Annotated in this window: 18 protein-coding genes and 1 tRNA gene; 1 reads left to right on the forward strand and 18 read right to left on the reverse strand. The window is 40.8% G+C overall.

The features are described from left to right. The first annotated feature begins 434 nt into the window (after positions 1–434). The gene (locus tag HT711_RS06595; protein ID WP_000593540.1) at positions 435–1,010 is read left to right on the forward strand and encodes a hypothetical protein; all 576 of its coding nucleotides are present in this window, start codon (positions 435–437) and stop codon (positions 1,008–1,010) included. A gap of 207 nt (positions 1,011–1,217) precedes the next feature. Here HT711_RS06595 and whiA read toward each other — a convergent pair whose 3' ends face one another. The 18 genes from whiA to codY form a co-directional block, all read right to left on the reverse strand. After that, the gene (whiA, locus tag HT711_RS06600) at positions 1,218–2,129 is read right to left on the reverse strand and encodes a DNA-binding protein WhiA (protein ID WP_173234792.1); all 912 of its coding nucleotides are present in this window, start codon (positions 2,127–2,129) and stop codon (positions 1,218–1,220) included. After that, positions 2,126–3,103 carry a YvcK family protein gene (locus tag HT711_RS06605; RefSeq protein ID WP_042901353.1) on the reverse strand — a complete coding sequence of 326 codons (978 nt, stop codon included), beginning with the start codon at positions 3,101–3,103 and terminating at the stop codon, positions 2,126–2,128. The genes whiA and HT711_RS06605 overlap by 4 nt, the downstream gene beginning before the upstream one ends. Continuing rightward, on the reverse strand, positions 3,100–3,990 hold the full coding sequence (rapZ, locus tag HT711_RS06610) for an RNase adapter RapZ (protein ID WP_050389336.1): 891 nt from the start codon (positions 3,988–3,990) through the stop codon (positions 3,100–3,102). The genes HT711_RS06605 and rapZ overlap by 4 nt, the downstream gene beginning before the upstream one ends. A gap of 51 nt (positions 3,991–4,041) precedes the next feature. Next, positions 4,042–4,422 (reverse strand): RidA family protein, encoded by a 381-nt coding sequence (locus HT711_RS06615; RefSeq protein ID WP_001140420.1) that lies wholly within the window; start codon positions 4,420–4,422, stop codon positions 4,042–4,044. A gap of 10 nt (positions 4,423–4,432) precedes the next feature. Beyond that, positions 4,433–5,020: a ribosome biogenesis GTP-binding protein YihA/YsxC gene (gene yihA / locus HT711_RS06620; RefSeq protein ID WP_050089425.1), complete on the reverse strand. Its 588-nt coding sequence runs from the start codon at positions 5,018–5,020 to the stop codon at positions 4,433–4,435. An 8-nt stretch (positions 5,021–5,028) separates the two neighbouring features. Further along, positions 5,029–6,261 (reverse strand): ATP-dependent Clp protease ATP-binding subunit ClpX, encoded by a 1,233-nt coding sequence (clpX, locus tag HT711_RS06625; protein ID WP_000106341.1) that lies wholly within the window; start codon positions 6,259–6,261, stop codon positions 5,029–5,031. A 31-nt stretch (positions 6,262–6,292) separates the two neighbouring features. Further along, positions 6,293–6,463, reverse strand: coding sequence for a hypothetical protein (locus tag HT711_RS06630; protein WP_000442276.1), 171 nt, complete (start codon positions 6,461–6,463; stop codon positions 6,293–6,295). After that, positions 6,463–6,969, reverse strand: coding sequence for a dihydrofolate reductase (locus HT711_RS06635; protein ID WP_173234794.1), 507 nt, complete (start codon positions 6,967–6,969; stop codon positions 6,463–6,465). The genes HT711_RS06630 and HT711_RS06635 overlap by 1 nt, the downstream gene beginning before the upstream one ends. A 129-nt stretch (positions 6,970–7,098) precedes the next feature. Then, a complete protein-coding gene (locus HT711_RS06640; RefSeq protein WP_050107673.1) occupies positions 7,099–7,617 on the reverse strand; it encodes a Dps family protein in 519 nt (172 codons plus the stop codon). A gap of 237 nt (positions 7,618–7,854) precedes the next feature. Next, a complete protein-coding gene (lytC, locus tag HT711_RS06645) occupies positions 7,855–9,345 on the reverse strand; it encodes a choline binding-anchored murein hydrolase LytC (protein WP_138702053.1) in 1,491 nt (496 codons plus the stop codon). A 33-nt stretch (positions 9,346–9,378) separates the two neighbouring features. Continuing rightward, positions 9,379–10,137 (reverse strand): triose-phosphate isomerase, encoded by a 759-nt coding sequence (gene tpiA, locus HT711_RS06650; protein ID WP_138702052.1) that lies wholly within the window; start codon positions 10,135–10,137, stop codon positions 9,379–9,381. Between the two features lie 97 nt (positions 10,138–10,234). Continuing rightward, complete coding sequence (locus HT711_RS06655; RefSeq protein ID WP_173226800.1) at positions 10,235–10,912, reverse strand: DnaD domain-containing protein; 678 nt, start codon at positions 10,910–10,912, stop codon at positions 10,235–10,237. Positions 10,913–10,920: 8 nt separating this feature from the next. After that, positions 10,921–11,865 (reverse strand): homoserine O-succinyltransferase, encoded by a 945-nt coding sequence (gene metA, locus HT711_RS06660; protein ID WP_173213481.1) that lies wholly within the window; start codon positions 11,863–11,865, stop codon positions 10,921–10,923. A gap of 182 nt (positions 11,866–12,047) precedes the next feature. Beyond that, a complete protein-coding gene (locus tag HT711_RS06665; RefSeq protein ID WP_001049318.1) occupies positions 12,048–12,560 on the reverse strand; it encodes an adenine phosphoribosyltransferase in 513 nt (170 codons plus the stop codon). 272 nt (positions 12,561–12,832) lie between these two features. Continuing rightward, a complete protein-coding gene (ugpC, locus tag HT711_RS06670; RefSeq protein ID WP_000229957.1) occupies positions 12,833–13,963 on the reverse strand; it encodes a sn-glycerol-3-phosphate ABC transporter ATP-binding protein UgpC in 1,131 nt (376 codons plus the stop codon). A 288-nt stretch (positions 13,964–14,251) separates the two neighbouring features. Further along, a tRNA-Leu gene (locus HT711_RS06675) sits at positions 14,252–14,337 on the reverse strand. An 80-nt stretch (positions 14,338–14,417) separates the two neighbouring features. Then, positions 14,418–14,993 (reverse strand): isochorismatase family cysteine hydrolase, encoded by a 576-nt coding sequence (locus HT711_RS06680; protein WP_000158736.1) that lies wholly within the window; start codon positions 14,991–14,993, stop codon positions 14,418–14,420. Continuing rightward, entirely contained in the window at positions 14,993–15,781 is a 789-nt protein-coding gene (gene codY / locus HT711_RS06685) for a GTP-sensing pleiotropic transcriptional regulator CodY (RefSeq protein WP_000940732.1), read from the reverse strand. The genes HT711_RS06680 and codY overlap by 1 nt, the downstream gene beginning before the upstream one ends. Between the last annotated feature and the right edge of the window lie 118 nt (positions 15,782–15,899).

The raw sequence follows: 15,899 nt of genomic DNA on the forward strand, positions 1-15,899 counted from the left end.
GAATAAGAAATTTTTTGAAGAATCATTAGATTATACAAAGTATTCATATCAGCCTTTTAAAGCTATATAAAAACTCTCCAACTATTCTATTATACCATATAAAAAAATAAATAAATAGACTTGTTTTTTTCTTTTTTTGACGTATACTAATAATAGAAAGCGCTTTAAATAAAATAAAAGGAGGTTTTATGAGGAAAGTAAATAAGGACATTTTATTCTTAACTGGAATCATAGTTTTATGTTTTGGTTTTTTATTATTTCACATCAACCCCTATTATGCCGAACCCTATGCGACACTGAAAGAAAGAATAAATTTATTCTTTTGGCAACTATATTGGAGACCTGTAGGAACTCTCAGTATTATTTCGGGTTGCATTATAACTTTCAAAGGATTGAAAAAATAATCTTTTACTCATGAAGAAAGGAAATTTGTTATGATTAAACTGAAACTATTGTTTTTCTCTCTACTATCAAGTCTATTATTCTTAGTCACAACATCTACGGTTTTTGCTGATGTCTATCCTGGTACAAATTATGAAATTGTATCTAATCGTATTGTAAAAGATATCAACACAGGAGAGTTATTGTCATTTTATACGACTGAACTTAGAGACGCCTATTTAGAGTCTAAATCTACGTATCAGACTCGTTCTAATGCAACTGGTGTTGCAGACTATAGAACTAAATACTCTCACTCTTACAAGAAAAGCACCACATCAGGTCCTGTAAGTTCAACTGCCTATGGTGGAAAAGCTGGAGCTACTCTGACTGTAGGTGCAGGTGTTAGCTTTTCTGCTCCGGAGTCTGGAGCTGGACTTAGTTTAAATCACTCAGTCTCCCATAACGTACCACCCTACACTTATGGTTATATTAGACTAAAAGCATCTTACACAGTAAACGTTCGTAAACTAGAAGTTAGATACTTAGGCACCAACAAATGGGTTCCAGCTGGTGAAACCTCTACTATATCGAATGTTAGCGTTTGGAGCGAACTGGTCACTTGGAAATAACTCATTAGAGACTGGGTAAAAACTCAATTTCAGGAGAAAATGAAATAAATTTTCTCACAATAAAACGCATAGTATTACGGTTCAAGTCAACACCGGATATTATGCGTTTTTGATTTTAAAGAGCCAAATTTCTTAACTTAATGACATTGCTTTTTGCCCAACCTCTTTTTATTTCAAAAAAGAACCTCGCAAAACAAGAGCCTGGTTTTATAGTTCATCAGCTAATTTATTTATTTTTCTGAGTCTGTGGTTGACACCACTTTTGGTCAGAGGGGTGCTGAGGCTATCTGCCAACTGTTGGATAGAGTAGTCTGGGTGCTGAATCCGCAACTGCGCTACTTCCTGCAAATCCACTGGCAGATTTTCTAAGCCTATAATATCTTTGATTTTGCTGATATTGTTGATAGTCTTCATGCTGGCAGAAACTGTCCGAGCGATATTAGCTGTCTCCGCATTATTGGCTCGATTAAGATCGTTACGAGTTTCCCGCAAAATCTTAACCCGCTCAAAATCATCACGCGCCTTCATGGCTCCGATTACTATAAGAAAGTCCATAATATCTTCGGCACGCTGGAGATAGGTCACAGCTCCCTTCTTGCGTTCAAGCACCTTGGCATCCAGTAAAAACTGCTGGAGAAGGGAGGCAATCCCTTGCGCGTGGTCCAGATAAACAGAACTGATTTCCAACTGATACTTGCCTGACTCAGGGTCACGAATGCTCCCATTTGCCAAGAAAGCACCACAAAGATAGGCACGACCTGCTTCCTCATCCGATAAAATCGCCTGATCAATACCTGTTTCTAGGCCAAAGAAAGAGTCTGCCAAATGCAAATCACTTAACAAGTCCTGCACCTTTTCATCTGTAAAAACGGTATAGACCCGATTCTTGCGAAGATTGCTCCGTTGGTGGTGACGAATTTCTGATTTGATTTCGTAGAAATGGAGAAAAGACTCATAGAGGTGACGAGCTAGCTTAGCATTTTCTGTCACAACAGACAGGGTCAAGCCCGAGGTCGAGAGACCGATGCTACCAGACATCTTGATAATGGCAGATAATTCATGCCGGCTTAGATGGTGCTGACCTAGGATTTCTTCTTTAACTGCTACTGTGAAACTCATTTTCTCACCTGTATAATCCGCATCAACTCGTCCACGAGCAAATCTCCATCGTGGAAGGCACCCCCATTTTCCAGACGAAGGAAGTTGGATGAAATCACACGCGGAACTTGCTTACAAAGACCAGCAAAATCATGTTCCACCTGGACCAAGTATTCATCAAACCGGTTGGAATTCATGTATTCCTGAGGCACTTTTTCGATATTCACCAAGACAGTGTCGATAAAAGGTCGGCCAAGGTGACGATGCAAGACTTCCACATGGTCACTATCTGTAAAGTGTTCTGTCTCCCCACGTTGGGTCATAATATTGCAGACATAGGCGATTTCTGCCTTGGTTTCCAAAAGCGCCTGCCCGATTTCCTTAATCACGATATTGGGCAAAATCGAGGTAAAGAGAGAACCAGGTCCGAGGACAATCATGTCACTTTCAAGAATGGTCTGGACTACTCGACGGCTAGCCAGAGGCGTATCATCGTTGAGGGTATTGGTTACATAGACATGGTCAATCATGCCTGGATGGTCTGCAATATGGCTCTCTCCAGCCACCTCTGTTCCATCCTGAAAGACTGCGTGCAGGGTCAAAGGATGGTCACTGGAAGGATAAATCTTCCCAGTAGTATGGAAAAATTTGCTCAGCAACTGCATGGCATTATAGGTCGAACCCTGCATCTCTGACAGACCAGCGATAATGAGATTTCCCAGCGGATGGCCCGCAAAGGCTCCCGCATCCTCAGAAAAACGGTACTGAAAGACCTTCTCATAGAACTTAGGCATATCCGACATGGCCACAAGGACATTACGAAGATCACCTGGCGGTGTCAATTGCTGCATATTTTTTCGGAGTTCACCTGATGAACCACCATCATCCGCCACCGTTACGATAGCAGCGATTTCCACATCTTTTTCCCGCAGACTTTTAAGAATGACGGGGATCCCAGTCCCTCCACCAATCACCGTTATCTTTGGTTTTCTCATGAACGGTTTACCGTTTCCTTTCTTCGGTCTTTGTCGCGATGCCCTTCATTAACAGGCCAATTCTTGGATAAGTCCTGCGCCAAGCGTTTAGCAAAGGCCACACTACGGTGTTGTCCACCCGTACATCCCATGGCAATGGTCAAAACGGACTTACCTTCCTTTTGGTAACTTGGCAAAATCGGTTCAATCAAGGCCAACAAATGTTGATAAAAGTCTTCGGACTCAGGGTGGTTCATGACATAGTGATACACTGGTTCATCTACACCCGTTTGATTTCGTAACTCTGGAAGGTAGTATGGATTTGGCAAGAAACGGACATCAAAGACCAAATCCGCATCAATTGGGATTCCATATTTAAAGCCGAAAGACATGACTTCGATACGGAAAGACTGGGCTTGTTCTTGGTCTGAAAACTGCTCTGCAAGTGTTTTGCGCAGCTCACGTGGAGTGAGTTCAGTCGTATCCACCACATTTTGGCTCATATTTTTCAAAGGCGCCAAGAGCTCACGTTCCAGCTTGATTCCATCCAAAATCCGTCCATCTGCTGCTAGTGGGTGACTCCGTCTGGTTTCCTTGTAACGCGCGACCAATTCCTTATCAGCTGCATCCAAAAAGAGAATTTTAAAGTCCAGTTCTTCCTTGTTTTCCAACTCATCCAAAACAGCTTGAATCTCTGAAAAGAAAGAACGGCTACGCATATCTACTACCAAAGCCAACTTATGGTCATCTTCCTTTGTTTCTACCAACTGCAAAAACTTAGGCAAGAGAGCTGGCGGCATATTGTCAATAGTAAAATAACCCAAATCTTCGAAGGACTGAATGGCAACTGTTTTCCCTGCGCCACTCATCCCTGTTACAATCACCAAGTGAAGTTGTTTCTTTGTCATCTTTTTCTCCTTATATCAAAAGAAGTTTGGCAACACCAAACTTCAACTAGCTTATCCAATCTCTGCGATGACTTCAATTTCGACTTTTACATCACGAGGAAGACGAGCTACCTCTACTGCTGAACGAGCTGGAAATTCCTCTTTAAAGGCCGTTTGGTAAACCTCGTTAAAAGGAACAAAGTCGTTCATATCGCTCAAGAAACAAGTTGTTTTGACAACATGGTCAAAGTCAGTTCCTGCTTCTGCCAAAATAGCACCGATGTTTTTCAAAACTTGTTCTGTCTGTTCTTGGATCGTTTCTCCAACGATTTCCCCAGTTTCAGGAGAGAGAGGAACTTGACCACTAGCAAACAAAAGGTTGCCAACGATTTTTCCTTGAACATATGGTCCGATAGCCTTTGGGGCCTTATCTGTATGAATTGTTTTTGCCATTTTCTTTTCCTCACAATTTTTCTAAGATTGCATCCCAAGCCTCATCCATCCCTGCCTTGCTGACAGATGAAAAGAGGATGAAGTCATCACTTGGGTCAAAGTTTAATTTCTTTTTGATTGCTGATTCGTGTTTGTTCCATTTACCACGAGGAATCTTGTCCGCCTTGGTCGCAACGATGATAACCGGAATCTCATAATACTTGAGAAATTCGTACATCTGTACATCATCTGCTGACGGGTCATGACGAAGGTCAACTAGACTGACTACCGCACGGAGATTTTCCCGAGTCGTTAGGTACTCCTCAATCATGCGCCCCCACTTTTCACGTTCCTTTTTAGAAACACGGGCATAGCCATAGCCAGGAACATCCACAAAGCGCATCTTGTCGTCAATGTTAAAGAAATTAAGAAGCTGGGTTTTACCAGGTTTACCTGATGTTCGAGCCAGATTATTGCGATTCAGCATGGTGTTGATGAAGCTAGACTTACCAACATTTGAACGCCCTGCTAGGGCAATCTCTGGTAGTTCATCCTGTGGATAGTGGGACTTATTCGCCGCACTGAGCAAGATTTCAGCATTGTGTGTATTCAGTTCCATAGTCACCTCTAGGCTGTTTCTAGGATTGGTTTATCCGTTCCATCGACAGCTTCTTTAGTGATGCGGACCAATTTCACATTTTCCTGACTCGGTACTTCAAACATGACATCTAGCATGGTTTCTTCGATGATGGAGCGAAGACCACGCGCCCCTGTCTTCCGTTCGATGGCTTTATTAGCAATCTCTTGTAGGGCTTCGTCGTCAAATTCCAACTCGACATCATCATAAGAAAGCAAGGTTTGGTACTGTTTGACCAAGGCATTTCTTGGCTCTTTCAAGATGCGAACCAAGTCATCGACCGTCAATTGCTCAAGAGCAGCAAAGACTGGCAAGCGTCCAATCAACTCAGGGATAATACCAAATTTTTGAATATCTTCTGCGATGATTTCTTGCATGTATGAGCTGTTTTCATCAATCGCCTTGTTATTTTGACCAAATCCGATGACTTTTTCTCCAAGACGTTGTTTGACGATTTCTTCAATGCCATCAAAGGCACCACCCACGATGAAGAGGATATTTTTGGTATCCACTTGAATCATCTCTTGTTGTGGATGTTTGCGTCCACCTTGAGGCGGAACGCTAGCAACAGTTCCCTCAATAATCTTGAGAAGGGCTTGTTGCACCCCTTCACCAGAAACATCACGTGTGATAGACACGTTCTCACTCTTCTTGGCAATCTTGTCAATTTCATCCACATAGATAATGCCACGCTCTGCACGTTCAATATTAAAGTCAGCAGCCTGCAAGAGTTTGAGGAGGATATTTTCCACATCCTCACCTACATAACCAGCTTCAGTAAGAGCTGTTGCATCCGCAATCGCAAAAGGCACGTTCAAGCTCTTAGCCAAGGTCTGGGCAAGGAAAGTTTTCCCTGAACCAGTTGGGCCAATCATCAAGATGTTTGACTTCTGCAAATCCACATCTTCTGACTCTTCACGCGTATCGTGGAAATTGATGCGTTTGTAGTGGTTGTATACTGCTACTGCTAAAGCACGTTTGGCACGATCTTGACCAATTACATAGTGGTTCAAGATATGGAGGAGTTCGATTGGTTTTGGCACCTCAGACAAGTCTGCCAAGACTTCCTCAACCAATTCTTCTCGAATGATTTCTTGAGCTAACTCCACGCATTCATTACAAATAAAAGCATTGTTGCCAGCAATTATTTTTTGTACTTCTTCTTGGTTTTTGCCACAAAATGAGCAATAAACCATCATATCATTTTTTCTATTTGTAGACATGATTTCCTTCCATTCTATACTGTCATTCTATCTAAAACAAGGTCATGTAAAAAGCATGAATACTATTGACCAGATTGGTAAAGGCATTTAACCAAAGGAGGATAGAAAGCCCGTAACGCTTTTTACGAAAAGCCTGTGCTCCTGCCAGAAGGCAGATGAAACACAGAAAAGCCGTGAATAAACCAAATAAACTCCGTTCCATTAGACTTCCTTTCTCTTACAGTATTGGATGGTAAAATCATAAGGATTCTTCTCATCTTTGGTATAGGATTTGCTTGATACTATCTCAAAAAGGGACAAGTCAAACTCTTCAGGAAAATAGGTATCCCCCTCCACCCGAGCATGAATTTGAGTGACAATCACTTCATCCAAATAGGACTCAAAAGCCTGAAAAATCTGCTTCCCACCGATAATGTAGAGATTCTTTTCTTGAGCCTGATACCAGTCCAAGACAGACTGGACATCATAAAAAGTAGCCGCACCATCTATCTTTTCTTCCGGGTTACGTGTCAAAATCAAGGTCTCCCGTTGTGGAAGCAAGCGACGCCCCATTCCATCAAAGGTCACCCGTCCCATCAAGATAGCATGATTCAGAGTTGTTTCTTTGAAGTGTTGCAGTTCTGCTGGCAAATGCCAAGGCAGACGATTGTCCTTACCAATCACACCCTCTTCATCCTGGGCCCAAATAGCTACGATTTTCTTAGTCATGCTTCCATCCTTTTCACTGATAGTACTATTTTATCAAAAAACTCAAAAAAAGACTGGTTTGGAATAGCTTACAAAATAGAAAAAATCTGTAAGAAATTTCCTACAGATTTATCTATGTTTCCTTGTTTCTTACAAACCAGGTGCTTGTCCAAGTTCTGCGGCAAGCATCCAAACTGTTTTCTCAAGTTCAGCCTTAGCACCAACAAAAATATCGTTTGTAACATCATCGCCTTCTTCGTCAGTCACATCCAACGCTTTTTGGAAAAGAGTGATGAGGTAGCGATAAATATCTAGAACACGTTCCAAGCTTTCTTCAACATTACGGTATTCACCAGCTTCTTCTTCGATTTCACTGTTTTGAAGGAACTCTGTCAAAGTAGAGAATGGGCTTCCACCAAGTGTGATCAAGCGTTCGCTGATTTCATCTAAATGACCATCAAGAGCATCCATGTACTCATCCATTTTTGGATGCCATACCATAAAACCGCGTCCACGCATGTACCAGTGCACTTGATGAAGAGCAATATGCGCTACATACAAATCTGCAACAGCTTGATTCAAAACTTCCTTTGTTTTTGCCAATGCTACTGGCGCTGCTTTTGTTAATGTTGCGACATCTTTTGCTGCTTCTTTTTTCAATTCTACCATTTTATTTTACCTCGTTCATTATTTTTTGTAACCACTTCTTAATGATTACTACCTTAGTATACTACTAAGGAAAGACAATAGCAAGCCAAATGACCCACATGAGAAAAGTTGCAATAGACTGATAATTTAAGAATTCTTTAGAATAAAACACAGTCCCCTTACACATCTCTTAACTGCGACAAAATAAAGAAAAAGAGGATGCAATTTTCTTGCACACTCCTTTTTCAAACTTATATCTTAATACCAAACGCTGACGTCCACACGACCACGAATTCCTTTCATGTATTCAGAAGAGGTATACTGCCAACCTTTTTCTCCTGAATAATGAGGATTTTCCCATTCTAAAGCATTGGTATAGGCCGCTACCCAGTTTACATGTTTTAAAATATCTGGGTGTTTTAAACGCGTCTGTAATAAACTACGATAGCTATAGACATACACATTTTGATAGCCCGCCTGCTTCATCGTCTCCATGTACTTGTTGATAATCTTAACCCAAGTACCTGTATCACTCGGAGCACGCTTACTTTTATTCACATACTCCCAGTTCTCAACATCATAGTAGATAGGGTAAGACAAGTTCATATTGTATTTCTTCAGAAGTTCAATGGTCTGTTCAGCGTCATTCTCAGCATCGGTCTCATTTTCAGCATAGGTATAGAGATAGACACCATAAGGAATTCCCAGACGGTTTAACTCCTTAATGTTATGCGCCAATTCCTTGTCTTCTTTACCGCTATAACCTAGACGAACAATGACACCATCCACCTCGTTCTCATCAATAACCTTTTTCCAATCATTGATACGACCATTGTGCTCACTAATATCAATAACTTTCTTAGCATGTTCGGTTCCCACTTGCTCTTCTCTATTATTAAAGAAATAGCGTTTACCATCTCTGTGAACCCAGCCGACATTCAAATCTTTCTTTTCTTTGAGCTCACCAGAAGCCGCAAAGATATAGCGAGCACCATCCATAATCACTTCATCAGTCGCCATGGCACCACTTCCAGTCAAATAGTAGTTGCCTTGCCACTCATTCCGCGCCATATAGCCCCACTTCTTGAAATAGTACCATTTGCCGCCCACTTTTTGCCACTCTTGGTTGGCATAAGTTCCATCGGATTTTAGATAAAAATAAGCAGAATAAGCCGGATCATAAAGCCATTCATTTTGCATCATGGCACCTTGACCATTCAAGAAATAACTTCCTTGCCATTGGCTTTTAGCCATGTAACCCCACTTCTTGAAGTAATACCACTTATTTCCAATCAATTGCCATTCTTGATGAGCATAAGCCCCATCTGACTTAAGATAAAACCAACTCTTGTAATTACTGTCATAGATCCACTCGTTTTGGGCCATATAGCCACCTGATTTCAGGTAGTAATTTCCATGCCATTCATTCTGCGTGTAACGACCATCTGAATTAATATAAAACCAAGCCTTGTAGTAGTTGTCAAAAATCCATTCACTTTGAGCTTTAGAACCATCAGCCTTTACATAATAATCCCCATCCCAGTGGGCAGAGACACTGTTTCTCTGTTCATTGCTACTAGTTGATGAAGTCCCTGTTGATAGACTAGATTTTTCTGAAACTGTGCTTCCACTTGTTTCATCTGCCGCAATTCCTGAAACTCTTGCGCCAAGTAAGCAGAGACTTGCTAGCCCTATACATACAATTTTTGTTTTCAATCTTTCCTCTCCTATAAAAAATGGAACAGGCACCTGAATGCTGTTCCACCTAGCTTTTGCTACTGATTATTTTACAAAGTCAAGCAAAGCCAAGAAGCTTTCAGCTTCAAGTGACGCACCACCTACAAGGGCACCGTCAACGTCTGGACAAGCCATGTATGAAGTAACGTTCTCAGGTTTAACAGAACCACCGTATTGAACACGAACTTTGTCCGCAACTTCTTGACCGAAGTCAGCAGCTACAACGTCACGAACAACTTTACACATTTTTTGTGCATCGTCTTGTGAAGCTGATTTACCAGTACCGATAGCCCAGATTGGCTCATAAGCGATAACTGATGCAGCAACTTGTTCAGCAGTCAATCCAGCCAATGCAGCAGATACTTGAGCACCTACGAATTCAGCAGCTTTACCAGCTTCGTAAGTTTCAAGTGACTCACCACAACAGATGATTGGAAGCATACCGTTTGCAAAGATTGCTTTTGCTTTTTTGTTGATATCTTCGTCAGTTTCATGGAAGTAGTCACGGCGTTCTGAGTGACCGATAACAACGTAGTCAGTACCGATTTCTTTCAAAACTTGTGGGCTAGTTTCACCAGTGAAAGCACCTGCATTTTCAAAGTAGCAGTTTTGAGCAGCAACTTTAAGGTTTGAACCTTTTGCAGCAGCAAGAACAGTTGTCAAATCAACTGCAGGAGCTGCGATACCTGCTTCAACAAGATCTGATGAAGGAAGTTTTGATGCAACAGCTTCAACGAATGCTTTAGCTTCTTCTGGATTTTTGTTCATTTTCCAGTTACCAGCGATAAATGGTTTACGTGACATTTCACATACCTCTTTTTTCAATTTATTTTCTACTTATTTTATCACAATTAGACACAGCTTGCAAATCTTACTCGGATTTCAAGCCTGCTTCCAACGATTAATCCTTCCAGAGATCCATGGCATTTCTAAAATCCACAGATACCTGTGTCAACTGAGGATTGCTGGCTTCTCTTTCTGCCCGCTTAGCCTCAATTTGAGCCACACTTTTGATACCTTCATGGCGCCAGTTTCTCAAAATCGCCTGAATGTACTTCCAGTTTGCTTTTCCATTTAAAACAGCTTCACGAAGAGCCTCCTTAATCAAGTCAGCACTGGTTCCATCTTCCTTTAGTGTCTTGGTCAAATCTTCAATCTCAAAAGGTGTCAACAAGCGTCCCAATTCCTGCTGGAAGGTTTCCACCAAATCCTTGAGCTGATTCTGAGGTGTCAACTGGTCTGAACTTGAATCAGCGACTCCAAGCAAGTCGTCCAAGCGTTCCAAAGCCAAACTAGCATCAAAAAGCAATTCGATTTCACCATTTAATTCGATAGTACGATACTGGAGAAGTCCCCTCTCCGTCAGATTAGAGATAGACTGGTTGACATCCGAAATTTCCTTGCCAATCCTTTCAGCAATCTGGCTTGGCGACATTTCTTCCAAGCCTGTCGTATTTTGCAAATAGAAAAATTGCCAGACCAGAAAATCGTCGCTAGAAGGAAAGAGTTCCTTAAAATGCAAGAGCAGGGCACTCGGTAAAACCAAGTTCCCTGATTTAAAAGCGTCTAAATATGTCATAATTCCTCTTATAAATACCCAAATGCGGATGCATCATCTTCTATCTTTCTCCAGTCAAAAGGCGTCTCCTGATAGACCGCATAATTCACCCAGTTACTGAAAAAGAGGGCTGCTGATGAAGACCAACAAAGACAAGGTGTCTGGTTGACATCATCATCCTTAAAGTAATTTTCTGGAATATGAGGATCCAAACCTGCATCACGATCTCGGAAATATTCATTTGCCAAGGTATCACGATCATATTCCAAATGCCCAAAACTATAAATTTCTCGTAAATCACGACTAGCCAAAATCGAAACCCCAACCTGTGGCCCTTCTGATAAAATCTCGAGATTGGTTTTGTTTAAGACTTCTTCCTTAGAAATCTCCGTGTGCCGTGAATGAGGGGATACATAGCTATCGTCAAAGCCTCTAAAAAGAAGGTGCCCTTCTTTTAAAGCATCCTGAGGATAAATACCTGATAACTTACTGTCCATCTGGTATTTTTCTACCCCATAGCGTAGGTAGAGCCCAGCCTGAGCCCCCCAACAGATATGAAGCGTCGAATAGACATGAGTCTTGGACCACTCAAGCACCTGGCTAAATTCCTCCCAATAGTCCACTTCCTCAAATGGTAAATGTTCAACTGGAGCACCCGTGATAATCATCCCATCAAAATACTCATCCTTGACTTCAGGAAAAGTTTTATAAAAGGTCTCCATGTGCTCTGAACGAGTTGTCTTAGAACGGTGGCTCTCCATATAGAGAAAATCAATATCCAGTTGTAGGGGGGTATTAGCCAAGTGGCGTAACAACTGGGTTTCTGTGACCATTTTCTGTGGCATGAGATTTAAAATTAAAATCTTCAAAGGACGAATATCTTGGTGAGCAGCACGTTGATCATCCATGACAAAGATGTTCTCTGTCCGTAAAATCTCAACAGCTGGCAATTTTTTATCAATTCGAATCGGCATAACCCTCTCCTAACTGTATTCTTTCAGGAATCATTGCATATGTTTGAAGCCAAATCTCAAACACTTAGTCCTTTTATTATACTGCAAGAAGATATAGTTTTCAATTATAGTTTTTCTCTAACTAGCTATAGTCTATTTTTATATCCTAATGTAGAGAAAACAGCCCTAGGGACTGTTTTTCATTAATAATGCATCAAAACTTTGTAATCGTAGTCACCGATTTTTTCACGGCCGTTCAATTCATCCAATTCAACAAGGAAGGCACAACCTGCTACAACACCACCAAGTTTTTCAATCATCTCGATGGTTGCCTTAACAGTTCCACCTGTTGCCAAGAGGTCATCTACAATAAGAACACGTTGACCTGGCTTGATGGCATCCGCATGCATAGTCAAGGTATCAACACCGTACTCTTTTTCATAGTCAGCAGAAATGACTTCACGTGGTAATTTACCTGGCTTACGAACAGGGGCAAAACCAATTCCCAACTCAAAGGCAACTGGACAGCCCACGATAAATCCACGAGCCTCAGGCCCTACAATCATGTCTATTTTCTTGTCAGTAGCATACTGAACAATTTCACGAACAGCGTAGCTATATGCATTTCCATCAGCCATCAAAGGACTGATATCACGGAAGGTAATCCCTTCCTTTGGATAATTTTCAATTGTTGCAATGTAATCTTTTAAATTCATCTTTTTCTTTCTTTCAAAGTTTTTTACTCTCTATTATACCATACTTTCTAGTAAAGAAGAAAGAGAAAACAATATTTCATCTGCTAGTCACCCTATAAGGCAAATAAGATGACCATTTTTATTCAAAGGGTATCACAAGATAGATGCATAATATGACTTCCCTAGCAAAAAGGAGAGAAGCATTTTGTTTCTCTCCTTAGATTAACTGATATCTCTCCACTACAATTGATAAAGAGATATCTTTTCTTGTAGTGCTTTGAATTTTATTTATTTTAGTAGACTGTTTTTTCAGTTTCTACATCAAAGAAGTGTGCTTTGTTCAAGTCAAATCCAAGTTCAACTGTTGCACCTGTTTGCAAGTAGTCACGAGCATCAACTTTTGCAACAAATTCATCTTTACCAACTTGGCAGTAAAGGTGAGATTCTGAACCAAGCAGTTCTGATACAGAGATAGTCGCTTTTACAACACAGTCTGGGAATGTTTCAAGGAAAGCAGGTTCTGCATTCACGTCTTCTGGACGAATACCGAAGATCAATTCTTTACCTTCGTAGCCTTTTTCACGAAGAACTTTCAAAGCACCTTCTGGAACTTTCAAACGGAAACCATCAGAAATAATTTCACTTCCAACCAATTTCACATTGATGAAGTTCATAGCTGGGCTTCCGATGAATCCTGCTACGAATTTATTAACTGGGTTTTTGTAAACTTCTTGAGGAGTACCGATTTGTTCAACACGTCCGATAGTACCTGTACCAGCAGGGTTCTTAGTTGCTGACATGATAACGATACGGTCTGCAAGTGTCATCGCTTCTGTTTGGTCGTGAGTTACGTAGATAGTAGTAGCTCCGATACGACGGTGGATTTTCGCAATCTCAGCACGCATTGATACACGAAGTTTAGCATCCAAGTTTGACAAAGGTTCGTCCATCAAGAATACTTTTGCATCACGGACGATGGCACGACCCATGGCAACACGTTGACGTTGACCACCTGAAAGGTCAGCTGGTTTACGTTCCAAAAATTCTTTCAATCCAAGAATTTCAGCTGCTTCTTGCACACGTTTGTCGATGTCTTCTTTGCTGTATTTACGCAATTTCAAACCGAAAGCCATGTTGTCATAAACAGTCATGTGTGGGTAAAGAGCGTAGTTTTGGAATACCATGGCGATGTCACGGTCTTTTGGAGCTACGTCGTTGACAACCACGCCATCGATAGATGCAGTACCTTCTGTGATGTCTTCAAGACCAGCAATCATACGGAGTGTAGTTGATTTACCACATCCTGAAGGACCTACGAAAACGATAAATTCTTTATCTTTGATGTTCAAGTTGAAATCTTCAACTGAATAGTGTTCGCTGTTTGGATATTTTTTGTAAATATTTTTAAGATTTAATTCTACCATGAGGTGAACTCCTTTTGTCTTTTGATAATTATATTATAGATGAAAACGCTTTACATTTCTATGGCAAGGTGACCAAAAAAACAAAAAAGTTCTGTGCAACTTGCACAAAACTTTAGAGAATATCGGAGAATTTTAAGAAGATAATCTTTATTATTCTTCTATACAAAAGACAAAAGCAGAAACAAGGATTAGTTTTCCCATATTTTCGCTGATTCTCCACTACATTTGACTGGATTCTAATTTTTTAGAGAAATACAAAAGAGCTAGCCTAAGCTAACTCTTATCCTATGCGGAGAGAGGGACTTGAACCCTCACGACCTAAAGCGGTCACAGGATCCTTAGTCCTGCGCGTCTGCCAATTCCGCCATCCCCGCGTCGATTACTTTACTAGTATATCAACTTTTGGGATACTTGTCAACACTTTTTTTCAAAATTTTTCATTTCATCTACCAAATTACTCAGAAAGTTCATTTAGATTTTCATCTACCAACTTAGCTCCAAGTGTATTTTTGAAATGACCTAGGGCAAATTGATGATTTTCAGGCCAGATAGAAGCAACAGCTGGTTTAACAATCTCGATGTCATATCCTAGATTATAGGCATCTATAGCTGTATGCAGGACACAAATATCCGTCAAGACTCCTGTTAAAATAACTGTAGACACTCTACGCTCTCTCAAACGAATATCTAGGTCAGTCCCTGAAAAAGCTGAGTAATGGCGTTTATCCATCCAAAAGACACGACTGTCTGAACCATGCTCTTGATAAAAGATCCCCAAATCTCCATATAAATTCCGTCCACTAGTCCCAATCAGATTATGAGGCGGGAATAGTTTACTTTCTGGATGGAAACAATCGTTTTCTTCATGAGCATCGATAGTAAAGAAGATGTAATCTCCGCGTTCAAAAGCTAATCGAGTCACCTTGCTAATGGCTTCCGAAATAGCTTGAGCTGGAGCACCTGCTGTCAATTTACCACTGTCGGCAACAAAATCTTCTGTATAATCAATCGAAATCAAAGCTTTAGTCATTAGTAATCTCTTTTCTTCACTTCTTCAAAAATATCTGAAATCAAGACCTTAAGGTAGGTTCCCTTCATTCCAAGCGAGCGACTTTCAATAATCCCAGCGGACTCAAGTTTACGAAGGGCATTGACAATCACAGAGCGGGTAATTCCGATACGGTCTGCAATTACAGACGCAGTTAACTGCCCTTCATTTCCATTTAATTCCCCTAAAATTGCGGAAACTGCACGAAGTTCTGAGTAAGAAAGGGTATTAACCGCCATGGTAACAGCAGTACGGCGACGGATATTTTTCTCATCTTCTTCACGCTGGAAGTTAAGAAGCTGAATCCCAACAACGGTACTGGCAATCTCAACCAAAATCAAATCTTCATCTTCGAATTTTTTATCATTGCGCCAAATAATCAAAGAACCAAGGCGAATCCCCGATACATGAATCGGTGCAATAGTCGTCAAGCCATCTGGAAAATCATCTCTACTCTCAACAGGGAAAATACTCATATCATGCTCAACAGGCAAGTTTGCTTCTGTTTCGTAAATCATATTAGCCCCTTGAACGTAGTCATCTGGGAAAATCTTAGTTTGGAAGAATTGCTCTACGCGATCTGTATTTGTTTTATAACGCATAAAATAGCCAAGCAGACGTCCCTTACTATTGATAATGCAGGCATTACAATGAATAATATCCGCTAACTGACGCGTAATAGCGTTGTAAGGCAGCTCATCCTGCAACTGCTCCTCTGAGCGCTTCAAAATTGATGTAATCTTTCTTGTTTTTTCTAATAAATGTGCCATTTTTCACCTCGAATTTAATCGCTATCATTATAACATAAAAACGTCTCTTTTTCAATAATTATCTGAAAATTCCTTATTGACTTGCAATTTTTAAAAACCTGTAACTTCTCAAAGTAAC

Origin of the sequence: Streptococcus sp. 1032 (assembly GCF_013277015.1) — a bacterium.
Taxonomy (GTDB): domain Bacteria; phylum Bacillota; class Bacilli; order Lactobacillales; family Streptococcaceae; genus Streptococcus.